The organism is Curtobacterium sp. MCLR17_055 (assembly GCF_003234305.1).
GTDB lineage: Bacteria > Actinomycetota > Actinomycetes > Actinomycetales > Microbacteriaceae > Curtobacterium > Curtobacterium flaccumfaciens.
This window is the reverse complement of sequence record NZ_QKSX01000012.1, coordinates 126,282-148,509: the sequence shown is the minus strand read 5'-3', so window position 1 is coordinate 148,509 and position 22,228 is coordinate 126,282. Positions and strand designations below refer to the sequence as shown.

The 22,228-nt window shown below is 70.3% G+C and carries 23 protein-coding genes; 11 read left to right on the top strand and 12 right to left on the bottom strand.

The window, feature by feature from the left end; all coding sequences use genetic code 11:
* The first annotated feature begins 274 nt into the window (after positions 1–274).
* The 3 genes from DEJ09_RS12195 to DEJ09_RS12185 all read left to right on the top strand — a co-directional run bounded on the left by DEJ09_RS12195 (position 275) and on the right by DEJ09_RS12185 (position 2,607).
* Positions 275–1,108 (top strand): Sir2 family NAD-dependent protein deacetylase, encoded by an 834-nt coding sequence (locus DEJ09_RS12195; RefSeq protein WP_111024994.1) that lies wholly within the window; start codon positions 275–277, stop codon positions 1,106–1,108.
* Between the two features lie 79 nt (positions 1,109–1,187).
* Positions 1,188–1,826, top strand: coding sequence for a histidine phosphatase family protein (locus tag DEJ09_RS12190; RefSeq protein ID WP_111024980.1), 639 nt, complete (start codon positions 1,188–1,190; stop codon positions 1,824–1,826).
* Positions 1,827–1,875: 49 nt separating this feature from the next.
* Positions 1,876–2,607 (top strand): hypothetical protein, encoded by a 732-nt coding sequence (locus DEJ09_RS12185; protein ID WP_111088778.1) that lies wholly within the window; start codon positions 1,876–1,878, stop codon positions 2,605–2,607.
* A 131-nt stretch (positions 2,608–2,738) separates the two neighbouring features.
* On the opposite strand, the gene DEJ09_RS12180 is transcribed toward DEJ09_RS12185, so the two are convergent.
* Positions 2,739–3,809, bottom strand: coding sequence for a glycosyltransferase family 1 protein (locus DEJ09_RS12180; RefSeq protein ID WP_111088788.1), 1,071 nt, complete (start codon positions 3,807–3,809; stop codon positions 2,739–2,741).
* 5 nt (positions 3,810–3,814) lie between these two features.
* Complete coding sequence (locus tag DEJ09_RS12175) at positions 3,815–4,807, bottom strand: alpha/beta fold hydrolase (RefSeq protein WP_253183649.1); 993 nt, start codon at positions 4,805–4,807, stop codon at positions 3,815–3,817.
* Between the two features lie 113 nt (positions 4,808–4,920).
* On the opposite strand from DEJ09_RS12175, the gene treS reads away from it, so the two are divergent.
* Positions 4,921–6,630 (top strand): maltose alpha-D-glucosyltransferase, encoded by a 1,710-nt coding sequence (gene treS, locus DEJ09_RS12170; protein WP_071403984.1) that lies wholly within the window; start codon positions 4,921–4,923, stop codon positions 6,628–6,630.
* A 35-nt stretch (positions 6,631–6,665) separates the two neighbouring features.
* Complete coding sequence (locus DEJ09_RS12165; RefSeq protein ID WP_111223637.1) at positions 6,666–7,412, top strand: 3'-5' exonuclease; 747 nt, start codon at positions 6,666–6,668, stop codon at positions 7,410–7,412.
* A 178-nt stretch (positions 7,413–7,590) separates the two neighbouring features.
* Here the strand turns inward: DEJ09_RS12165 and DEJ09_RS12160 are convergent, their stop codons facing one another.
* From DEJ09_RS12160 to glgA, 3 genes are all read right to left on the bottom strand, one after another.
* Positions 7,591–7,839, bottom strand: coding sequence for a type B 50S ribosomal protein L31 (locus tag DEJ09_RS12160; protein ID WP_017887280.1), 249 nt, complete (start codon positions 7,837–7,839; stop codon positions 7,591–7,593).
* A gap of 102 nt (positions 7,840–7,941) precedes the next feature.
* Positions 7,942–8,724 (bottom strand): ABC transporter ATP-binding protein, encoded by a 783-nt coding sequence (locus DEJ09_RS12155; protein ID WP_017887279.1) that lies wholly within the window; start codon positions 8,722–8,724, stop codon positions 7,942–7,944.
* A 9-nt stretch (positions 8,725–8,733) separates the two neighbouring features.
* On the bottom strand, positions 8,734–9,933 hold the full coding sequence (glgA, locus tag DEJ09_RS12150; protein ID WP_071403766.1) for a glycogen synthase: 1,200 nt from the start codon (positions 9,931–9,933) through the stop codon (positions 8,734–8,736).
* Positions 9,934–9,980: 47 nt separating this feature from the next.
* Here glgA and DEJ09_RS12145 point away from each other — a divergent pair, with 47 nt between their 5' ends.
* A complete protein-coding gene (locus DEJ09_RS12145) occupies positions 9,981–11,222 on the top strand; it encodes a glucose-1-phosphate adenylyltransferase (RefSeq protein ID WP_111046381.1) in 1,242 nt (413 codons plus the stop codon).
* Between the two features lie 113 nt (positions 11,223–11,335).
* Positions 11,336–11,974 (top strand): phosphoserine phosphatase SerB, encoded by a 639-nt coding sequence (serB, locus tag DEJ09_RS12140; RefSeq protein WP_111088777.1) that lies wholly within the window; start codon positions 11,336–11,338, stop codon positions 11,972–11,974.
* Positions 11,975–11,986: 12 nt separating this feature from the next.
* Here serB and fabG read toward each other — a convergent pair whose 3' ends face one another.
* The gene (fabG, locus tag DEJ09_RS12135; RefSeq protein WP_027465673.1) at positions 11,987–12,700 is read right to left on the bottom strand and encodes a 3-oxoacyl-ACP reductase FabG; all 714 of its coding nucleotides are present in this window, start codon (positions 12,698–12,700) and stop codon (positions 11,987–11,989) included.
* A gap of 165 nt (positions 12,701–12,865) precedes the next feature.
* Here fabG and DEJ09_RS12130 point away from each other — a divergent pair, with 165 nt between their 5' ends.
* From DEJ09_RS12130 to DEJ09_RS12120, 3 genes are read left to right on the top strand one after another with little or no spacing between them, the layout of a single operon-like run.
* Positions 12,866–13,288 carry a DUF3099 domain-containing protein gene (locus tag DEJ09_RS12130; protein WP_051596733.1) on the top strand — a complete coding sequence of 141 codons (423 nt, stop codon included), beginning with the start codon at positions 12,866–12,868 and terminating at the stop codon, positions 13,286–13,288.
* Positions 13,288–13,596: a hypothetical protein gene (locus tag DEJ09_RS12125; protein WP_372500258.1), complete on the top strand. Its 309-nt coding sequence runs from the start codon at positions 13,288–13,290 to the stop codon at positions 13,594–13,596. Before DEJ09_RS12130 ends, DEJ09_RS12125 begins: the two co-directional genes overlap by 1 nt.
* The gene (locus tag DEJ09_RS12120) at positions 13,593–14,576 is read left to right on the top strand and encodes an SURF1 family protein (protein ID WP_111088776.1); all 984 of its coding nucleotides are present in this window, start codon (positions 13,593–13,595) and stop codon (positions 14,574–14,576) included. The genes DEJ09_RS12125 and DEJ09_RS12120 overlap by 4 nt, the downstream gene beginning before the upstream one ends.
* Positions 14,577–15,182: 606 nt before the next feature.
* On the opposite strand, the gene DEJ09_RS12115 is transcribed toward DEJ09_RS12120, so the two are convergent.
* Positions 15,183–16,781: an ABC-F family ATP-binding cassette domain-containing protein gene (locus DEJ09_RS12115; RefSeq protein WP_071403762.1), complete on the bottom strand. Its 1,599-nt coding sequence runs from the start codon at positions 16,779–16,781 to the stop codon at positions 15,183–15,185.
* Between the two features lie 115 nt (positions 16,782–16,896).
* On the opposite strand from DEJ09_RS12115, the gene DEJ09_RS12110 reads away from it, so the two are divergent.
* Positions 16,897–17,496: a biotin transporter BioY gene (locus DEJ09_RS12110; protein WP_071403761.1), complete on the top strand. Its 600-nt coding sequence runs from the start codon at positions 16,897–16,899 to the stop codon at positions 17,494–17,496.
* A 305-nt stretch (positions 17,497–17,801) separates the two neighbouring features.
* Here DEJ09_RS12110 and DEJ09_RS12105 read toward each other — a convergent pair whose 3' ends face one another.
* From DEJ09_RS12105 to sufB, 5 genes are read right to left on the bottom strand one after another with little or no spacing between them, the layout of a single operon-like run.
* Positions 17,802–18,131, bottom strand: a complete 330-nt coding sequence (locus DEJ09_RS12105) for a metal-sulfur cluster assembly factor (RefSeq protein WP_017887270.1) — start codon at positions 18,129–18,131, stop codon at positions 17,802–17,804.
* On the bottom strand, positions 18,131–18,904 hold the full coding sequence (gene sufC / locus DEJ09_RS12100) for a Fe-S cluster assembly ATPase SufC (protein WP_071403760.1): 774 nt from the start codon (positions 18,902–18,904) through the stop codon (positions 18,131–18,133). Before sufC ends, DEJ09_RS12105 begins: the two co-directional genes overlap by 1 nt.
* A 57-nt stretch (positions 18,905–18,961) precedes the next feature.
* A complete protein-coding gene (locus DEJ09_RS12095) occupies positions 18,962–19,288 on the bottom strand; it encodes a non-heme iron oxygenase ferredoxin subunit (protein WP_372496365.1) in 327 nt (108 codons plus the stop codon).
* The gene (gene sufD, locus DEJ09_RS12090) at positions 19,288–20,598 is read right to left on the bottom strand and encodes a Fe-S cluster assembly protein SufD (protein ID WP_181433355.1); all 1,311 of its coding nucleotides are present in this window, start codon (positions 20,596–20,598) and stop codon (positions 19,288–19,290) included. Before sufD ends, DEJ09_RS12095 begins: the two co-directional genes overlap by 1 nt.
* Entirely contained in the window at positions 20,599–22,017 is a 1,419-nt protein-coding gene (gene sufB / locus DEJ09_RS12085; protein WP_071403757.1) for a Fe-S cluster assembly protein SufB, read from the bottom strand. It abuts the gene before it with no gap.
* Positions 22,018–22,228: the final 211 nt, after the last annotated feature.

Below are 22,228 nucleotides of genomic sequence, written 5' to 3'. Positions count from 1 at the left end.
GGCCGGGGCCGGCGGGCCTGGGCCGGCGCGGGTCCGGCGGGCCTGGGCCGGCGCGGGTCCGACGGGCCTGGGCCGGCGCGGGTCCGACGGGCCTGGGCCGGCGCGGGTCCGGGCTGCCGACGGGCTGCTCCGGGCTGCCGCCGGGCGGGTCCGCCGAGGATGCGCTCCGCCTGGGAAGCGACCGGGACGGTCGGGTGTTGAGGGTACCGTGAACAGGGTGCTGGATGATGCTGCGTCGACGACCGGACCGACCACCGGGGCGGCCGCCGGATCGGTGACCGCGGACGACCTGGACCGCGTCGTCGAGGTGCTCGCGGGCAAGCGGATCGCCGTGCTCTCCGGTGCCGGTCTGAGCACCGACTCCGGCATCCCCGACTACCGCGGTGCCGGACGGGTGGTGCGCAAGCCCATGACGTTCCAGGAGTTCCTGGCCGACCCCGCGAAGCGCCAGCGCTACTGGGCAGGATCCCACCTGGGCTGGCGGAGCTTCGCGGCCGCCGTGCCGAACGACGGACACCGGGCGCTCGCCGCACTCGAGGACGCCGGGATCGTCGCCGGGGTCATCACGCAGAACGTCGACGGCCTGCACCTGCGCGCCGGGTCCCGCCGCGTCGTCGAGATCCACGGCTCGATGGACCGCGCCGTGTGCCTGCGCTGCGGGCAGGTGTTCTCCCGCTCCGACCTCGCCGCCACCATCGACCGCGAGAACCCCTGGATCGACGAGCCCGGGTCCGTGCAGCTGCAGCCGGACGGCGACGTCGAGATCACCGACGTCGAACGGTTCGTCGTGCCCGCGTGCACCGTGTGCGGCGGCGACCTGAAGCCCGACGTCGTCTTCTTCGGCGAGTTCGTGCCGGCCGAGAAGTTCCGCGAGGCCGTGTCGATCGTCGCCGACGCCGACGCGCTGCTCGTCGTCGGTTCGTCCCTCACCGTGAACTCGGGCGTGCGGCTGGTCGACCACGCTGCGCGCCGCAAGAACCCGGTGGTCATCGTGAACCGCGGCGAGACCCGCAGTGACCGGCGGGCGGCCGTGAAGCTCGACGCCGGTACCACCGAGACGCTCGTGCACCTGGCGGAGCGGCTCAGCGCGGCGGCGTCGACCGACTAGCCGGTCGCGGCTGCCGGACGGGCCTGCGCGGTCGCGGTTCCCGGACGGGCCTGCCGGGCGCGTCTGCGAAGATCGACGGGTGACGACCCTCCTGTACCTCGTCCGGCACGGCGAGACCGACTGGAACGCGCAACGCCGCATCCAGGGCTCGACCGACATCCCGCTCAACGACACCGGACGACGGCAGGCCGCCGAGGCCGCCGAGCTCCTGACCCGCCGACCGTTCGACGCGGTCGTCGCCTCCCCGCTGTCCCGTGCGGCCGAGACGGGCGCGATCATCGCCGACCGCCTGGGCCTCGACGCACCGACGACATACCCGGGCCTGGCCGAGCGCTCCTACGGCGAAGCCGAGGGGCTGACCGACGACGAGGTGTCGGCACGGTACCCGCACGACGACATCCCCGGTCGGGAGTCCCGCTCCGCGCTGCTCGCCCGCGTCACCGAGACGCTCGGTGAGATCGCGGTCCGGTTCGACGCCGGCGTCGTCGTGGTCGCGACCCACGGCGCGGTGATCCGCAGTGTCGTGAACGCCGCAGCCCCCGGCACCGCCGACCGCCGCAACACCCCGATCCGCAACGGGTCCATCCACTCGTTCCGGTGGGACCCCGAGCGCTTCCACGCCGAACTCGTCCGGTTCGACGACCCGATCGACGACGTGTCCGACGCCACCGGAGGGTCCGCGTTCGAGTACCAGAACCCCTTGGAGCGCCGGGGCTGACCGGGGACTAGGCTCCGACGCACCCGCACACCGGGGTGAGGGGAGCCACATGTCCGACGACGGAACCAGCCGACACGGCCAGCACGCCCTCGACCAGCAGGCCGACGACCTCGACCGGGTGTTCGGTCCCGAGACGGCGAGCGTCCCCACCCGCACCCGGGCCCGCACCTGGTTCATCATCGGCGGCAGCACCCTCGCGGTGGTCGCGGTCATCGCCGTGGTGCTCGGGTCGATCATCGGGAGCGTCCAGAACGGCATCGGCGGGGTCTTCCCACGGCCGGACGTGGCGCTCGACCGGTTCGACACGCGCGTGCGTGCGCTGCCCGGCGTCACCGACGTGCGGCACCATGCCCCGTCGAAGACGGCGTTCGCGAGCTACGACGCCATCGCCTCGGTCCGGGCGGACCCGTCGCTCGACACCGCTGCCCGGCGTGACCTGGTCGCCGCCATCAGCCGCGCAGCCGACGAGTCCGGTGGCAACGGTGTCCGCGTCGTCGTGGTCGCCGACCTCGGCAACCTGGAGATCGGCGTCACCGGTGCCGGTGGGGTCGCGGCGAAGCGCCTGGCACTGGCGAACACGCTCGACCACATCGGCGGTGTGACGGAGGTCCGTTGCTCGTGGGAGCGCCGCGGCGACCCGTCCGACGCCGCACGCGACCAGTCGATCGTCGTGCGGACCCCGGGTCGGGGCGCCGCGGTGCCGCCGATCGTGTCGCGGGTCACCGAGGAGACGCAGAAGGTGTTCCCCGGGGCGGACGTGCAGGTCATCGCGCCGGAGTGACGGTGTGGTGGTCGCGCGGGGTGGCGCGGCGGTGGCGCGTCCGACGTGGAACGACACGGTCGACGTCGTACGACATCGACATCGTCGTTCCGCATCGTCACGAACCGCGAGCCCGCGCCCCGCACCCGCCCTCAGCCCCGCCGGTCCCCCACGGCCCGCTCGACGGCCCGGACGACCTGCTCCGCCGAGTCCTGCCACCGGAACCGACCGGCACGCTCGATCGACTGCCGCGAGGCCTCGTCCCACCGTTCCTCGACCCTCCGGACGGCCGCGGCGAGGGCGGACGGCGACGCCGGGTCGAAGTACTCCGCAGCCGAGCCACCGATCTCCCGGAAGATCGGGATGTCGCTGACGACGACCGGGGTCCCGACGCCCATCGCCTCGACGAGCGGGATGCCGAACCCCTCGTCGTACGACGCGGTCGCCAGCGCGGTGGCCGAACGGAGCACGGACAGGTACTCCTCGTCCGTGGCGCCGTCGTGGAACACGATCGTCCCCGTGGGAGCCAGCGCCTCGAGCCGTGCACGGTCGGCGTCGGACACCCGCGACATGCAGTGCAGCGTCCAGTCCGCCCCGAGGAGCGGCAGCGCCGCCGCCAGGGTCTCGACGTTCTTGTACGGCATGAACGAGCCCATGTAGACGAGCGAGCGTCCACGTGGTGCTCCGGCCACCCGCGGGGTCGCCGGGTCGGCCGCGTTGTAGGCGACCGTCACGGGTCGCTTCGTCAGCCGGTGCTCGGCGATCAGCCCGGCGGTCGTCTCCGACACCGTCACCACCCCGTCCGCGCCGTTCAGCAGGAACCGCTGCGGCACCCAGGACAGGTGGAACGCCCGCCAGCCGAGCCGCAGCGGCCACGAGAACTCCCGCGGGGGCGTGCGGTTGCGGTAGTAGATCAGGTCGTGCAGCGTCAGGACGAGCGCGTACCGACGACCCCGCGACCCCATCGTCTGCATCGGCGAGAACACCGCGTCGAGCCCGAGCCGGTTGACGCGCCGGGCGACGAGCGGCTCCCCCGCGTCCGTCGGCGCGGGCAGCAGCTCCCACGGCAGGTCCCTCGGCAGCGACTCGAGCTGGCGCTCGTCGCTGACGAGCAGCACGTAGTCGTGCCGGTCCGGCAGGTGCGCGACGACCCCCGCGGTGAACCGGCTGATGCCGTCGTGCCGACCGATCCGCACGTACCGGCAGTCGATGCCGATGCGCAGGCGCGTCACGACGCGTCCGCCGTCCGGGAGGCCCGCCCCGCCCCCGACGGTCGGCTGTCCGTCGCCGCCGCGCCGCGTCCAGTGCGTCCCTGGCGTCCGGCACGCCCGGTCGTGTCCGCCATCCGGCGGAGCACCGCCGCCGCGGCCGGAGCCGGCGTCTCGTAGTGCACCAGGTGGCCGACCCCCGGGATCACGACGAGCTCGGCGTCCCGCAGACGCTCGGCGAGTGCGCGCTGTTCGGGGACGGCGGTGATGTCGTCGTGCTCGGCCGCGACGAGCAGCACGGGCACCGTGATCCGGTCGGCGTACTCGGAGACGTCGTGGGTGACTGAGGTGCGGAACGCCTCGAGCACGCTCGTGCGGTTCGCGAAGGCCGAGAAGTACCGGTCGTGCTGGTCGTGCACCCATCGGCGGACGGCGGGGTCGTGCGACTTCAGCATCGCGATGCTCATCGCCCGGACGATCGCGCCGTTCCGCAGGATCCCGAGCCCGATCGGCTTCGGCAGCACCGCACCGGCGCGGTAGTACCCGATCGCGATCGCAGTCCCGACGGCACGCGGACCCTGCAGGGCCGGGGCGGCGATGGGGTTCACGAGCACGAGCAGCCGGGTGTCGAGCCCGGCGGCGACGGTGGCCGACACCACGATCGACCCGAACGAGTGCCCGAGCACCACGGTGTCGCGGCCGAGCCCGAGCGCGGCGTGGAACCCCGTCAGCCAGGCCACGTACGCGTCGATGTCCGACACCGGCAGCGGATCGGACACGCCGAAGCCGGGCAGGTCGGGCACGATCACACGGACACCTTCGAGGTGCGCGGCGATGGTCTCGAGCCCGTGGTGGTCCCCGCGGAACCCGTGCACGGCGAGCACGGTGCGATCCGCATCCTCGGGCCCGTAGACCCAGTAGTGCGTGGTCCGGCCGTCGACCTGGACGGCCCGGTGCACGACCGGGGTGGCGGCCATCAACGACTGGTACGGGGAGAGCACGGGCGGTTGCATCCGCGCCAGTCTAGGGAGCGAACCGCACGAAACCCCGGACACCCGCAGCATCTCGCGCCTATCGTGTCCGGGGCGGGCCGTCGACCGGTCCGTCGATGACGACGAGGAGCACGGTGACCTTCACAGCCCCGATCCAGCTGCCCGGCCTGACGCTCGACCCGCAGTGGTACAAGCGCTCGGTCTTCTACGAGTGCATGATCCGGTCGTTCGTCGACTCCAACGGAGACGGCATCGGCGACATCCAGGGCGTGATCGGCAAGCTCGACTACCTGCAGTGGCTCGGCGTGGACGCCCTGTGGCTGCCGCCGTTCTTCCAGTCGCCGATGCGCGACGGCGGGTACGACATCGCCGACTACCGGGCGATCCTGCCGGAGTTCGGCACGCTCGACGACTTCCGCGAGCTCGTGACGAAGTCGCACGAGCGGAACATGCGCATCGTGATCGACATGGTGATCAACCACACCAGCGACCAGCACGAGTGGTTCCAGCAGTCCCGCGAGGACCCGGACGGCCCCTACGGCGACTTCTACGTCTGGCGGGACACCGACGAGGACTACTCGAACATCCGCATCATCTTCGTCGACACCGAAGAGTCCAACTGGACCTTCGACCCGGTCCGACGCCAGTTCTTCTTCCACCGCTTCTTCTCGCACCAGCCCGACCTGAACTTCGAGAACCCCGCGGTCATCGAGGCGATCTACGACGTCGTCCGGCACTGGCTCGACATGGGCGTCGACGGGCTCCGGCTCGACGCGATCCCGTACCTGTTCGAGTCGGAGGAGGGCAACGGCGAGGGCGAGCCGGAGACCCACGAGTTCATCAAGAAGCTCCGCGCGATGGTCGACGACGAGTACCCCGGGCGTGTGCTCCTGGCCGAGGCCAACCAGTGGCCGCGCGAGACGGCGGCGTTCTTCGGCACCGACGAGGAGCCCGAGTGCCACATGGCGTTCGACTTCCCGGTGATGCCGCGCATCTTCTACTCGCTCCGTGCCCAGCACGCCGCCGAGCTCAAGGCGATCCTGTCCGAGACGCTCGACGTGCCGGCCAGCGCGGCGTGGGGCGTCTTCCTCCGCAACCACGACGAGCTCACGCTCGAGATGGTCAGCGAGGAGTACCGGCAGGCGATGTACGGCTGGTACGGCTACGACCCGCGGATGCGCTCGAACATCGGTATCCGCCGACGCCTCGCTCCCCTGCTCGACAACTCCCGCGCCGAGCTCGAGCTCATCCACGCGCTGCTGTTCTCGCTGCCCGGTTCGCCGTTCCTGTACTACGGCGACGAGATCGGGATGGGCGACAACATCTGGCTGCCGGACCGTGACTCCTCGCGCACGCCGATGCAGTGGACGCCGGACCGCAACGCCGGCTTCTCCACCGCCGACCCGGGCAAGCTCTACCTGCCCGTCGTCCAGTCGCTCGTGTACAACTACGCACAGGTCAACGTCGAGGCGCAGCTCGCCCAGTCGCGCTCGCTGCTGCACTGGGTCCGGAACGTCATCCACACGCGCAAGGCCCACCCGGTGTTCGGCCTCGGCTCCCTGCACGTGCAGGAGACCTCGAACGACTCGGTGCTCGCCTTCGTCCGCTCGTGGGAGGGCTCCGGGCAGCAGTTCGGCCCGTCCGCCGAGGACGTCCTGTGCGTGTTCTCGTTCGCGACGAACCCGACCTCGGTCACGATCTCCGCTCCGGAGTTCGCGGGGCGCCCGCTCTACGACCTGTTCGGCGGCAGCTCGTTCCCGTCGTTCGACGAGGACGGCACCGTCACACTCACCATGGGCACGCAGTCGTTCTACTGGCTGCACGTCGGCGCGCCGACCCGGTAGTCGGGGGTGTCGGTGCGTCCCGTTAGCCTGACCGCGTGACGTTCCCCACAGCACAGCTCGACGCGCCCGCTCCGTCCCAGGACCTCACGGGTCGGCCCTGGTGGCACGCGCTGGGCGTCTTCGACCTCGAGACCACCGGGGTCGACGTCGAGACGGCCCGCATCGTCACCGCCCACGTCGGGCTCATCGACATGACCGGGGCCTCCATCGTCGAGGGTGCCTGGATCGCGGACCCCGGCGTGCCGATCCCCGAGGGCGCCGCCGCCGTGCACGGCTACACCACCGAGCGTGCCCAGGCCGAGGGACGTCCCGCGGCCGAGGTCGTCGCCGAGATCATCGCCGCGATCGAGGCCGTGTTCGCCCGGGGCATCCCCCTGGTGATCTACAACGCCCCGTACGACCTCACCGTGCTCGACCGCGAAGCGAAACGGCACGGGTTCGCCTCGCCCGTCATCGGCAACGTCGTCGACCCGCTGGTGATCGACAAGGCGCTCGACACCTTCCGCAAGGGCAAGCGCACGCTCGAGGCCGCGTCCGAGCTCTACGGCGTCACGCTCGACGACGCGCACGACGCCGGAGCCGACGCGATCGCTGCCGGGCGTGTCGCCCAGGCCATCGCGGGCAAGTACCCGGACGAGCTCGGCATCTCCGCCGAGGAACTCCACCGCAAGCAGGTCGGCTGGTGCGCCGAGCAGGCCACCTCGTTCCAGGACTACATGCGCAAGAAGCGCGACCCGACGTTCACCGCCGACGGCCGCTGGCCCCACCGCAACGGCGCCTGACCTCGCCCTGCCCCTCGCAAAGCACCGGTGTTCGCGCGCCGAACACCCGCAGACCGCGGTGTGACGCGTGAACACCGGTGTCTTGTGTCCGAGTACAGCGCCGGCCGGAAACGCCGCACAACGCGAACGGGCGGCCCTCCCGGAGGAGGACCGCCCGTGGGCGTTGCGTGGGGGCTGCTTACTTGCTGAAGCCCTTGAAGCGCTGGTTGAACTTCTCGACGCGACCGGCCGAGTCGAGGATGCGCTGCTTGCCCGTGTAGAACGGGTGCGAAGCGGACGAGATCTCGACGTCGATGACCGGGTAGGTCGCACCGTCGAGCTCGATGGTCTTGTCGCTGTTCGCGGTCGAACGCGTCAGGAACGTCTCACCGGAGGCCAGGTCGCGGAAGACGATGGCGCGGTACTCGGGGTGGGTGTCGGTCTTCATGGAGATTCCTCGATAGCGGTGATGGGATTGCGCGAACTGCGCGGGAAGTCGTCGGCTTGCGCCAGCCGTCCACGATACCAGAGAGACGGCGGGATCGCAGCGCTACGCGGCGCGTGCCGTGTAGCGACCGGCGTCCTTGGTGACCGAGAGGTCGATGCCGAACGCCTCGGTCAGGGTCTGGTCCGTCAGGACCTCGTCGATGGGGCCGGCGGCCTGCACGTGGCCGTCGGCGAGGACGAGCGCGTGGGTGAAGCCGGCCGGGATCTCCTCGACGTGGTGGGTCACGATGACGATGGCCGGCGAGTCGGCGCTCTGGGCGTAGCCGCCGAGGGTGCGGACGAGGCTCTCACGGGCGCCGAGGTCGAGCGACGCGGCCGGTTCGTCGAGGAACAGGATCTCCGGGTCGGTCATCACCGCACGGGCGATCTGCACGCGCTTCTGCTCGCCGTCGCTCAGGTCGCCGAACGTGCGGTCGGTGAAGGACCCCAGGCCCCACTCCTCGAGCACGCGCTGCGCGCGGCGGACGTCGAGCTCCTCGTACTCCTCGTTCCAGCGGCCCGTGACCGAGTACGCCGCGGTGAGCACGACGTCGATGACCTTCTCGGTCACCGGGATGCGACGGGCCAGCGCGGTCGACGCGAAGCCGATGCGCGGGCGGAGCTCGAACAGGTCGGCACCGCCGAGTTCGGTCCCGAGCACCTCGACGTCACCCGAGGTGGGGAACGTCTGGGCGCCGGCGACCTGCAGCAGCGTCGTCTTGCCGGCGCCGTTCGCGCCGAGCACGACCCAGCGTTCGTCGTCCTGCACCTCCCACGAGATCGCGTCGAGGATGGTGGCCCCGTTGCGGACCACGGAGACGTCTGACAAGCGCACGACCGAGGGCATGCGACCAGCCTACGGGTTCTGGCCGAGCACCCGGTCGTAGACCTGCCGTGTCCTGGTGGCGATCGCGTCCCAGGTGAACTCGGTCTCGACACGGAGCCGTCCGGCGCGTCCCATGAGCTTCGCCAGCCCCTCGTCGGCGAGCACCTCGGTGAGGGTCGCGGCGAGGTCGGCCACGAAGCGGTCGGGGTCGGTCGGGGTCCCGGTACCGTCCTGCACCTGGTCGATCGGGACGATGCGACCGGTGAGCCCGTCGGCGACGACCTCGGGGATGCCCCCGGTGCCCGTGCCGACGACGGGGATGCCGCACGCCATGGCCTCGAGGTTCACGATGCCGAGCGGCTCGTAGACCGACGGGCAGACGAACACGGTGCCCGAGGACAGCACGTTCACGATCTCCTCGTGCGCGAGCATCCGGTCGATCCAGACGACGCCTTCACGTTCCGCGCGGAGGCCCTCGACGAGCTCGGTGACCTCGGCCAGGATCTCGGGGGTGTCCGGCGCGCCGGCGCACAGCACGATCTGCACGTCCGACGGCAGCGACGCCACGGCACGGAGCAGGTACGGCAGGCCCTTCTGGCGGGTGATGCGTCCGACGAACACGACGCTCGGGCGAGTCGGGTCGATGCCGAGGGCGCGCACGGCGTCCTCGTCGACGGTCGGCTTCCACGCATCGATGTCGATGCCGTTGTAGACGACGTGGACCTTCGCCGGGTCGATCGACGGGTACGAGCGCAGGATGTCCGCACGCATGGCCTTCGAGACCGCGATGACGCCGTCGGCGTGTTCGAACGCCTCGCGCTCCATCCAGCTGGACAGGCGGTAGCCGCCGCCGAGCTGCTCGGCCTTCCACGGGCGGAGGGGCTCGAGACTGTGGGCGGTCACGATGTGGGGGATGCCGTAGGTCAGCTGCGCGATCCGGCCCGCGGAGTTCGCGTACCAGGTGTGCGAGTGCACGAGGTCGGCACCCTCGACGTCGGCCGCGATGGCCACGTCGGTGCCCAGGGCCTGCAGCGCGCCGTTCGCCTGGCCGAGGCCGTCCGGGGTCCGGTAGCCCCACACGTCGGGTTCGTCACGGAAGGCCCCGAAGGCCCGGACACGGACTTCCGTGTCCGTCCCCGACCGCAACGCGGCGGTGAGTTCGGACACGTGGACACCCGCTCCGCCGTAGACCTCCGGCGGATACTCCCTGGTCAGCAGATCGACTCGCACTGGTTCAACGTAACCGGTTCCCAGTGCTGACGCCTACTGTGAGCGGCATGGCACCAAAGAAGGTCTTCGGCATCGTGCTCGCCGGCGGCGAGGGCAAACGACTCATGCCGCTCACGGCCGATCGCGCGAAGCCCGCCGTCCCGTTCGGCGGCAACTTCCGTCTCATCGACTTCGCACTGTCGAACCTGGTCAACTCCGGTCTGCAGAAGATCGTCGTCCTGACCCAGTACAAGTCGCACAGTCTCGACCGGCACGTCGCGGAGACGTGGCGCATGGAGGGGCTGCTCGGCTCCTACGTCGCGTCCGTCCCCGCGCAGCAGCGGCTCGGCAAGCGCTGGTTCGCCGGCTCGGCCGACGCGATTCTGCAGTCGCTCAACCTGCTGCGCGACGAACGCCCCGACATCGTCGTCGTCGTCGGTGCGGACCACGTGTACCGGATGGACTTCCACCAGATGGTCGAGGCGCACATCGCGTCCGGCCGCAGTGCCACGGTGGCGGCGATCCGTCAGCCGATCGGGCTCGCCGACCAGTTCGGCGTGATCCAGGTGGCCGACGACGACCCCACGAAGATCGAGGCGTTCCTCGAGAAGCCGAAGGACGCCGTCGGCCTGGCCGACTCCCCCGGCGAGATCCTGGCCTCGATGGGCAACTACGTGTTCAACGCGGACGCCCTCGTCGACGCGGTCCTGCGGGACGGCCAGCTCGAGACGTCCGCGCACGACATGGGCGGCGACATCGTCCCCGACTTCGTCAACCGCGGCGACGCCGGCGTGTACGACCTGCAGCGCAACGAGGTCCCCGGTTCCACCGACCGCGACAAGTACTACTGGCGCGACGTGGGCACCATCGACTCGTTCTTCGACGCCCACATGGACCTCATCGCGCCGGTCCCGGTCTTCAACCTGTACAACCAGGATTGGCCGATCTTCAACCAGCAGACCAACCTGCCGCCGGCGAAGTTCGTCCGCGACGCGAACGGCAACACCGGGTCCACGGTGGACTCGCTCGTGTCGCTCGGCTGCCTGGTGTCGGGTGCGCAGGTCGAGCGCAGCATGATCGGGCCCTGGTGCTCGATCGACTCCGGCGCGAAGGTCCTCGACTCGATCGTGTTCGAGCGCGCCACCATCGGCGCCGGCGCGGTCGTCAACCGCGCCATCCTCGACAAGGACGTCGTCATCGCACCGGGCGCGCAGGTCGGCGTCGACCGCGAGGCCGACGAAGCGCGCGGCTTCACCGTCACGGAGTCGGGCATCACCGTGGTCGGCAAGGGCGTCCGCGTCGACGCATAGGCACGACGCGTAACGAAGCAGACACCCGGGGCGCAGCCCCGGACGGACGGCCTGGAGGCACGGCTCGCGTCACGGACGCGGCCGTGCCTTTCGTCAGTCGGTACCGTTGGTGCGTGCCCCGCTTCCTCGTCGTCCTCGATGCCGATTCCACGCTCCTCGAGGACGAGGTGATCGAACTGCTCGCCGACAGCGCCGGGACCCGGCCACAGGTGGCGGCGATCACGGAGCGCGCCATGCGCGGGGAACTCGACTTCGCCGAGAGCCTCCGGGAGCGTGTCGCGACCCTTGTGGGCCTCCAGGCAGACGTCTTCGTCCGTGCACAGCAGGCGGTCCGTGTGACGTGGGGCGCCGACCAGCTCGTCCGTGGGGTGCACGCCGCAGGCGGCACCGTCGGCGTGGTGTCGGGCGGGTTCCACGAGGTGCTCGACCCGTTCGCCGAGCAGCTGGGCCTCGACCACTGCCGGGCGAACCGCCTCGAGGTCACCGACGGCGTGCTCACCGGCCGCGTGCTCGGCGACGTCGTCGACGCGCACGCCAAGGCCGTCGCGCTCCGCGAGTGGGCGGACGCCGACGGGGTCGACCCGGCACGGACGATCGCGATCGGTGACGGCGCGAACGACCTCGAGATGATGCGCGTCGCCGCGCTCTCGGTGGCGTTCGACGCGAAGCCGCGCGTGCGGGAGCAGGCGGACGTCGCGGTCGTCGACCGCGACCTGTCCGCCGTGCTCGCGACGCTCGGTCTGCGCGGCTGATCAGTCCGAGGGCTAGTGGCCCATCCCGAGGCCACCGTCGACCGGGATGATCGCACCGGAGACGTACCCGGCGCCGTCGCTCGCCAGGAACAGCGTGGCGTCTGCGACGTCGTCGACCGTGCCGTAGCGGGCGGCCGGGATCGCCTTCTTGAACTCGGCCTGCAGCTCGTCGGAGAGCGCGGCGGTCATGTCCGTCTGGATGAAGCCGGGCGCCACGACGTTGGCGGTGATGCCGCGCGAGCCGAGCTCACGCGTGATCGACCGGGCCATGCCGACCAGGGCGGCCTTCGAGGACGCGTAGTTGACCTGGCCGATCTGGCCGTAGGCGCCCACGACGCTCGACATCAGCACGATGCGGCCGAACTTGGCCTTCATCATGCCCTTCGTGGCGCGCTTGACGACGCGGAAGGTGCCCGTGAGGTTCGTGTCGACCACGCTGGTGAAGTCGTCCTCGGACATGCGGAGGAGCAGCTGGTCGTTCGTGATGCCGGCGTTCGCGACGAGGACCTCGATCGGACCGAGCTCGGCCTCGACCTGCGTGAACGCGGCGTCGACGGAGGCCGTGTCGGTGATGTCAGCCTGCACCGTCAGCGCGCCCTCGGGACCACCCTGGCCGCTGCGCGACGTCACGGCGACCCGGTGGCCGGCGGCGACGAACCGCTCGGCCAGCGCGTGGCCGATGCCGCGGTTGCCGCCGGTGATGAGGACGGTACGGGGGGTGCTCATGGTCGCTCCGTTCGGTGGGATCTGCTCGGCACGCGGTGCCGGGGACCCGGCGGACACGCCCGGACGAGCGTACCGGAGCGGACCACCCCGCCGGTTCGCGCGCGGCGCACCCACGATCGGTCCGGCGGGATTAGGCTTGACCACGGGTAGACGGAGACCATCTGTATGAAGAGCACGCACACGAGCATCACGTCGCTGCCGGACACACCGGAGCAGGACCGGGCGCACCGCCTGTCCCGCTACGTCTGGCAGATGGCCATCCGAGTGGTCCTCTTCATCTCCGCCGTGCTCGTGTACTCGATCTGGCACTCGTGGCTCGCGGTCATCCCGATCGTCCTCGCCGCGGTGATCCCCTGGGTCGCCGTCGTCATCGCGAACGCCGGCAGCCGGACCGAGAGCGACATGATCTCCCCCGCCGGGTCCATCGAGCTCTACGACGCCGTCGACCCGCGCCTCCGCGAACAGCAGGAGGACGCCCGGGCCCAGGCCTACCGTGACGAGCAGGACCGTCTCCGCCAGCAGGCGCAGCACGCGCAGGACGAGTGGCAGCGCAACGGCGACCGATCGAAGATGTGGGGACCCCGCTGATGGGTGCGACGTTCGACCTGCAGACCGAACCCGGATCCACCCCGGTGTGCTCGCGTGCCGGCTGCGTGTCGACGGCCGGGTGGCGTGTGAACTGGCGCAATCCCCGGATCCACGCGATCGACCGCGTGAAGATCTGGGCCGCGTGCGAAGAACACCGCGACTTCCTGGCCGACTACCTGCGGTCCCGCTCCTTCCCGGTGCGCGTCACCGGCATGCACGAGGACGTTGACCACCTCGACGACGAGCGCGAGACGACCGCGGCGCCGAAGAACGACGTCGGGGTGCGCTCCACCGGCACCTCGCGATGACCGACGGCTTCGACCCGCAGTCCCGGTACGGCCGCAAGCACGCCGCCAAGCTGCAGCGCGCCGCGGCGGGTTCCGGCTCGACCGACGACGCCGGGTCGGACCCGTCCGCGCGGGACCCCCACGAACCGTTCGTCGGCTGGCGCTTCGTCCGGAGCCGCCGCTGGCTCGGCTACTTCGCGATCGCGGTCGCCTTCGCCATCGTGTGCGCACTGTTCGGCATGTGGCAGTGGGACCGCCGCAACGAGGCCGTCCGGCAGAACGAGCAGGTCGCGCAGAACTACGACCACACCCCCGTCCCCCTCGACCGGGCGCTGCCGAAGGCCTCGAGCTGGCAGGACGAGCAGGAGTGGCTCCGGGTCGCCGTGACCGGGCGCTACGACGTCGACTCGCAGCTGCTCGTGCGCAACCGCGTGCACAACGGGCAGCCCGGGTTCGAGGTCCTGACGCCGCTGGTCACGCCCGAGGGCCGTGCCTTCATCGTCGACCGCGGGTGGGTGCCGACCGGCAACGCCCAGGACGCCCCCGACCACGTGCCCGCTCCCCCGTCCGGCGAGGTCACCGCGATCGTCCGCCTGCAGCAGAGCGAACCGCGCATCCCCGGCCGATCCGACCCGAAGGACACCGACCAGGTGCAGTCGGTGACCCTGGCCGACGTGGCGGACAAGGTCGACGACCCGATCTGGACCGGTGCGTACGGACAACTCGCCTCGGAGTCCCCCGCCCCGACCGAGACCCGCCCGCTCGGCTGGGAGCGTCCGAACGCCGACACGGGGCTGCACCTCAGCTACTTCATCCAGTGGTTCCTGTTCGCCGCCGGGGGGTTCGGCTTCCTGGCGTACGTGATGGTGCAGGAGTACCGGAACCTCAACCAGGACGACCCCGAGGAGCGCGAGCGCGCCCTCGAGCGCGAACGCCGCAAGAACGCGAAGCCGAAGACGGACGCCGAGATCGAGGACGAGCTCATCGCGTCACGTCGCTGACGCGCGGCCGAGGCGCGGCTGAGGCGCGGCCGTGGGTGCGCGTCAGCGCACCGTGCGCACCTCGCAACCCCGTGCGCGCTTCCACGCACCGTGCACCGCCACAAGCGCGCACCCAGCACGCACCACCGCACCGGATGGCGAAACGGGCACCGTGCGGACGGGAGGCGCGACGCACGACCGGCACCGCGCCTCCAGACCGCACCGTGCGCACCCCGAAACCCCGTGCCCGCTTGGGCGCACCGTGCAGCGCCACGAGCGCGCACCCAGCACGCAACCCCGCACCGGACCGCGAACGCCGCACCGTGCGGACGGGACCGCACTGTGCGGACCTCGCAACCCCGTGCGCGCTTCCGCGCACCGTGCAGCGCCACAAACGGCCACCCAGCACGCAACGCCGCACCTGACCGCGAACGCGGCACCGTGCGGACGAGAGGTGCGACGCACGACCGCACCGCGCCTCCAGACCGCACCGTGCGCACCCCGCAACCCCGTGCGCGCTTCCGCGCACCGTGCAGCGCCACAAGCGCGCACCCGGCACGCAACGCTGCACCGGACCGCGAACGCGGCACCGTGCGGACGGGCCTCGCCCGACCACACGCGCGGCAGCTAGGCGAGCTCGATGAGCTCCGCGTAGTCCTTGTTCCAGTGGTCCTCGGTGCCGTCCGGCAGCAGCAGGACGCGCTCGGGGTTGAGCGCCTCGACCGCGCCGGCGTCGTGGGACACCAGGACGACCGCACCCTCGAAGCCGGCCAGGGCGTTGAGGATCTCCTCGCGCGAAGCGGGGTCCAGGTTGTTCGTCGGCTCGTCGAGCAGCAGGACGTTCGCGCCGGAGACCACGATCATCGCGAGCGACAGACGGGTCTTCTCGCCGCCGGACAGGACGCCGGCCTTCTTGTAGCCGTCGTCGCCCGTGAACAGGAACGAGCCGAGCACCCGCCGGGCCTCGGTCTCGTTGAGGTCCGTCGACGCCGACACCATGTTCTCGATCACGGTGCGGTTGATGTCGATGTTCTCGTGCTCCTGGGCGTAGTACCCGATGCGCAGACCGTGACCGGGCTGAATCTCGCCTGTGTCGGGCTGGTCGGCTCCCGCCAGGATGCGCAGCAGCGTCGTCTTGCCCGCACCGTTGAAGCCGAGGATGACCACGCGCGAACCGCGGTCGATCGCCAGGTCGACACCCGCGAAGATCTCGAGCGACCCGTACGACTTCGACAGCCCCTCGGCCATCAGCGGGGTGCGGCCGCACGGGGCCGGGGTGGGGAAGCGGATCTTCGCGACCCGGTCGGCGACGCGCTCGTCCTCGAGGCCGGCGAGCAGCTTGTCGGCGCGAGCGACCATCTGGTGGGCTGCTGCGGCCTTGGACGCCTTCGCACCGAAGCGGGCGGCCTGGTCCTTGAGCGTGGCGGCCTTCTTCTCGGCGCCCGCGCGCTCCTTGCGGCGGCGCTCCTCGTCGGCGACGCGCTGCCGCTGGTACAGCTTCCAGCCCATGTTGTAGATGTCGATGGTCTGGCGGTTGGCGTCGAGGTAGAAGACGCGGTTCACGACCTCGTCGACGAGCTCGACGTCGTGGGAGATGATGATGACGCCACCGGGGTAGGTCTTCAGGTGCTCGCGGAGCCACACGACGGAGTCGGCGTCGAGGTGGTTGGTCGGCTCGTCGAGGATCATCGTCTCGGCGTCCGAGAACAGGATCCGGGCGAGTTCGATGCGGCGGCGCTGACCACCGGAGAGCGTCTTGAGCTGCTGGTCGAGGATGCGGTCGGGCAGCTTCAGGTTCGAGGCGATCGACGCCGCCTCGGCCTCGGCCGCGTAGCCACCGAGCGCGTTGAACTGGTCGTCGAGGCGGCTGTAGCGTCGCATCGCCTTCTCGGCCACGGCCGCGTCGTCGCTCGCCATGTCGAGCGTGGCGAGGCGGATGCCCTCCACGAGCTCACCGAGCCCACGGGCGTCGAGGATGCGCTTGCGCGCGGTCTCCTCCGGGTCGCCGGAGCGGGGGTCCTGCGGCAGGTAGCCGATCTCCCCGCCGCGGTCGATCGTGCCGCCGTTCGGCTGCGTCTCGCCCGCGAGGGCCTTGGTCATCGTCGTCTTCCCCGCGCCGTTGCGGCCGACGAGTCCGATCTTGTCGCCCTTCTCGACACGGAAGGACACGTCTTCCATGAGGAGACGAGCTCCGACGCGGATCTCGAGTTCGTGCACGGCAAGCACAGTGGACGTCCAATCAGTTGGTGGGTTTGCACAACGGTGTGTGCGTGAGGTGCACCGCTACGCTGACGGGACCGATGGTTCCGAACGGAACCAGCAGTCCATTCTAGGAGAATCCATGACGAACGCCACCGGGTTCGCTCCCCGCGCAGTCCTCGCCGACCGTCTGCGCACGCACGGGCTGGCCACCGACGCCGCCCTCGTCGCCGGCGGAGCCCTGTTCACCGCCGCGATGGCGCAGCTCGAGGTCCCGATGTGGCCGGTCCCGATCACCGGGCAGACACTCGCCGTCGTGCTCGTCGGCGCGACCCTCGGCGCACGCCGCGGCATGCTCTCGCTGCTCGTCTACGCCGTCGCCGGACTCGCGGGTGCCCCGTTCTTCGCCGACATGCAGGGCGGCCTGCAGGCCCTGGCCCTGCCGAGCTTCGGGTACGTCATCGGCTTCATCCCCGCCGCCGGGCTCGTCGGCTGGCTCGCCCGGCGCAACTGGGACCGCAACGTCGGTCGCGCCGCGGTCGCGATGCTGCTCGCGAGTGCCATCCCGTTCGTGACCGGCCTGCCGTACCTGGCCGTGGCGCTCGGCCAGCTCGGTGCCCCGAACGACGTGCAGTCGGTGCTCGCCGCCGGCCTGTACCCGTTCATCGTCGGTGGCATCGCCAAGGCCCTCATCGCCGCCGGCATCCTGCCGCTCGCGTGGAAGGCCGTCGGCCGCCGCTGACACCTCGCACGAGAACGGCCCCGCACCTGATCGGTGCGGGGCCGTTCTGCGTCCGGTGCGGGGATGAACAGTCCGTGCGGGGCCGGGCCGGGGTTTCGGTCGGTCACGACTCCCCGCCACCCGGACGCAGAGTGGTCGCATTCCGTCGCCTGGAGCGCTGTCAGCCGACAGAACGTGGCCACTCGGCGAACTTGAGCGGGCGGTCACGACCACTCGGCGGCGCGCCCCGCGCGTGGCGTGCGCACAGACGGACGGGAGGCGCGGTGCCAGCTGGCACCGCGCCTCCCGTCCGAGGTGTGTCGCGACTAGATCGCGAACCCGAGGGCGCGCATCATCTCGCGGCCGTCGTCGGTGATCCGTTCCGGACCCCACGGCGGCATCCAGACCCAGTTGATCCGGAAGGCGTCCACGATGCCGTCGAGGGCGTTCGCGGTGTCACCCTCGATGACGTCGGTCAGGGGGCAGCCGGCGCTCGTGAGCGTCATGCTGATGACGAGCGCGTTGGCGTCGTCGTCCCAGGCGAGGTCGTAGATCAGGCCGAGGTCGACGATGTTCACGCCGAGCTCCGGGTCCTGGACCTCCTTGAGGCCCTCGACGACCTCGTCGAACTTGTCGGGAGCGAGTGCGGCGATCATCAGGCCTGCGCCTCGGCGGCGGCGACCTGCACGTAGCGGTCGTAGCCCTCGTTCTCGAGGCGGTCGGCGAGCTCGGGGCCGCCCTGCTCCGCGATCTTGCCGGCGACGAACACGTGCACGAAGTCCGGCTTGATGTAGCGGAGGATGCGCGTGTAGTGCGTGATGAGCAGCACACCGAGGCCGGTCGCGGCCTTGGCGCGGTTGACGCCCTCGGAGACGATCTTCAGCGCGTCGACGTCGAGGCCGGAGTCGGTCTCGTCGAGGACGGCGAACTTCGGCTTGAGGAGCTCGAGCTGCATGATCTCGTGGCGCTTCTTCTCGCCACCGGAGAAGCCCTCGTTGACGTTGCGCTCGGCGAACGACGAGTCCATCTTCAGGTCGGCCATCGACTGGCGGAGTTCCTTGATCCATCCACGGAGCGCCGGAGCCTCGCCGTCGATCGCCGTCTTGGCGGTGCGCAGGAAGTTCGACACCGTGACGCCGGGGATCTCGACCGGGTACTGCATCGCCAGGAACATGCCGGCACGGGCACGCTCGTCGACGCTCATCGCGAGGACGTCCTCGCCGTCGAGGGTGATGGTGCCACCGACGACGTTGTACCGCGGGTGACCGGCGATGGTGTACGCCAGGGTGGACTTACCGGAGCCGTTCGGCCCCATGATCGCGTGGATCTCGCCCTCGTTGATGGTGAGGTCGACACCCTTCAGGATCTCCTTGGTGCCCTGATCGGTGTCGATCGAGACCTTGAGGTCACGGATTTCCAGAGTGGACATTGCGTTCCTTCGGTTGCAGCTGTGTGCGGCGTCAGCCGCGGGAAGTGTTGGGGGTGCTCAGTCGACCGGGACGACGTCCTGCACGTCGACGTAGACGTCGCCGTCGCGGACCTCGACCCGGAAGACCGGGACGGGCTCGTAGGCCGGGAAGTTCTGCGGCTTGCCGGTGGCCAGCGAGAAGCGGGACCCGTGGGCCCAGCACTCCAGCGAGTCACCCTCGACGAAGCCCTCGGCCAGCGAGATGTCGCCGTGCGTGCAGGTGTCACCGATGGCGTGGACCGTGCCGGACGAGTCCTTCACGATCGCGACCGCTGTGCCGCCGACGACCACCCGCATCGGGCTGTCCACCGCGATGTCGGCTTCGGCGCAGACCTTCTCGGCCATCAGGCGGTGGCCTCCGCGCCGTCGGACTGCGCGGCGGCGGCCTGTGCGTCGCCCGCCTCGGCCGGTGCGGCGATGACCGAACGGCCCTCGGCCAGCTCCTGCTCGACCGCGGCGATGAGGCGTTCCTCGAGCTCGGGCGCACCGATCTTCTGGATGACCTCGACCAGGAAGCCGAGCACGACGAGGCGCCGCGCTTCTTCTTCCGGGACTCCGCGGGACTGCAGGTAGAACAGCTGCTCGTCGTCGAAGCGACCGGTCGCACTCGCGTGGCCGGCGCCCTCGATGTTGCCCGTCTCGATCTCGAGGTTCGGGATGCTGTCGGCACGGGTGCCGTCCGTCAGCACGAGGTTGCGGTTCTGCTCGTACGAGTCGGTGCCGTCACCGGCGCGGCCGATCAGGACGTCGCCGATCCAGACGGTGTGCGCGCCCTGGCCCTGCAGCGCGCCCTTGTAGTTGACCCGACCGCGCGTGTTCGGCGCGTCGTGGTTCACGTAGACCTGCTGCTCGATGTACTGGCCGGCGTCGGCGAAGTACACGCCGTACATCTCCGTGTCGGCGCCCTGCGCACCGAGGTGCGTCGAGGGGTTGACGCGGATGACGTCGCCGCCGAGCGAGACCACGACGTGCTTGAGGAAGGCATCGCGGCCGACCTCGGCGAAGTGGGTCGAGACGTGCACGGCGTCGTCGTCCCAGTCCTGCAGGCTGACGACGGTCAGTCGTGCGTTCTGCTGCGCGACGATCTCGATGTTCTCGCTCAGCAGGGCGCTGCCGCGGTTGTCGAGCACGACGATGCCCTGGGCGTTCGGCTCGGCCGTGATGACCGTGTGCGCGGCGCGGGGCTGCGACCCGAAGTCGGAACGGGTCACGGTGATGAACTCGTGCGCTTCGGTGGCCTTGATCGTGATCGCCAGGACCGCGTCACGGGCGGTCCAGGCTGCGGCCGACGCGCGGTCCTCGGGCAGGCCGGCGGAGCCGACGCGGGGGTCGTCGCTGCGACCCCACTCGACGTCGGCGCCCTCGGACTGGCGGGCGAGGTACGGGTAGGCGGATCCGTCGAGCGCGCCGTCCAGCAGCGGCTGGAGCTTGGTGAGCGGCGCGAACTTCCAGTTGACCTCTCGGCCGGTGACCTTCGGGAACGCCTCGACGTCGCCGGACTGGAACCGCTCGGAGCGGGTCTGGACCGGCACCTTCTTGTCGGGGGCGTCCCAGCCGCCGTCGGAGTGGGCTCCGGCGCCGTGCTGGGTTCCGCCCTGCGCTGCGGCAGCGGGCTCGATCGGCTGGTCGATGTGGGGAGGGGTGGTGCTGGACATCTAGCCGACGGATCCTTCCATGCTCATCTCGATGAGCTTGTTGAGTTCGAGTGCGTACTCCATCGGGAGTTCGCGGGCGATCGGCTCGATGAAGCCACGGACGATCATCGCCATCGCCTCGTCCTCGGCCATGCCGCGGGACATGAGGTAGAAGAGCTGCTCCTCGCTGACACGCGAGACCGTGGCCTCGTGTCCCAGCTGCACGTCGTCGACACGGATGTCGATCGCCGGGTAGGTGTCGCTCCGGCTGATCGTGTCGACCAGCAGGGCGTCGCAGCGCACGGTGTTGGCGGCGTGGTGCGCGGCCGGGTCGACCCGGACCTCACCGCGGTAGCCCGCACGACCGCCACCACGGGCGATCGACTTCGAGACGATCGACGACGTCGTGTACGGCGCCATGTGGATCATCTTCGCGCCGGCGTCCTGGTGCTGACCGGGGCCCGCGAAGGCGACGGAGAGCGTCTCGCCCTTGGCGTGCTCGCCGGCGAGGTAGATCGACGGGTACTTCATCGTGACCTTGGACCCGATGTTGCCGTCGATCCACTCCATCGTCGCGCCCTCGTGTGCGATCGCACGCTTGGTGACGAGGTTGTAGACGTTGTTCGACCAGTTCTGGATCGTCGTGTACCGAACGCGGGCGTTCTTCTTCACGATGATCTCGACGACGGCCGAGTGCAGCGAGTCGGACTTGTAGATCGGGGCGGTGCAGCCCTCGATGTAGTGGACGTACGAGTCCTCGTCCGCGATGATCAGCGTCCGCTCGAACTGGCCCATGTTCTCGGTGTTGATCCGGAAGTAGGCCTGCAGCGGGATCTCGACGTGGACGCCCTTCGGGACGTAGACGAACGAGCCACCGGACCAGACGGCCGTGTTCAGCGCGGCGAACTTGTTGTCGCCGGCCGGGATCACGGTGCCGAAGTACTCCTCGAACAGCTCCGGGTGCTCACGGAGCGCCGTGTCGGTGTCCATGAAGATGACGCCCTGCTGCTCCAGGTCCTCGCGGATCTGGTGGTAGACGACCTCGGACTCGTACTGCGCGGCGACACCGGCGACGAGGCGCTGGCGCTCGGCCTCGGGGATGCCGAGCTTCTCGTAGGTCGCACGGATGTCCTCGGGGAGGTCTTCCCACGACTGCGCCTGCTTCTCGGTGGAGCGCACGAAGTACTTGATGTTGTCGAAGTCGATGCCCGTCAGGTCGGCACCCCACGTCGGCATCGGCTTGCGGCCGAAGAGCGACAGCCCCTTGAGGCGGTTCTTCAGCATCCACTCGGGCTCGTCCTTGAGGTTCGAGATGTCGGTGACGACCTCTTCCGAGATCCCACGACGGGCGGAGGACCCTGCCGAGTCGGAGTCGGACCAGCCGAACTCGTATTGGCCGAGCCCTTCGAGCTCGGGACGGTCGATGAGCACGTCGGACATGGTCTCCTCGTTTCCTTCTCGCGGGACAGCGTTACAGGTGTGAACCCGTGGCGTCTGGACGCCATTCCACCGCGGACCGCTGACATGCGGACCCGGTGCTGCTCCCTCGCAACGACAATGGTTCCACGCAGTCCGTGGGTTGATCGGCGATCTCGGCCCATTCGGAGCCGGCGCCTGCCTAGACTTGACTGCTGCTGAACCCTCGAATCCT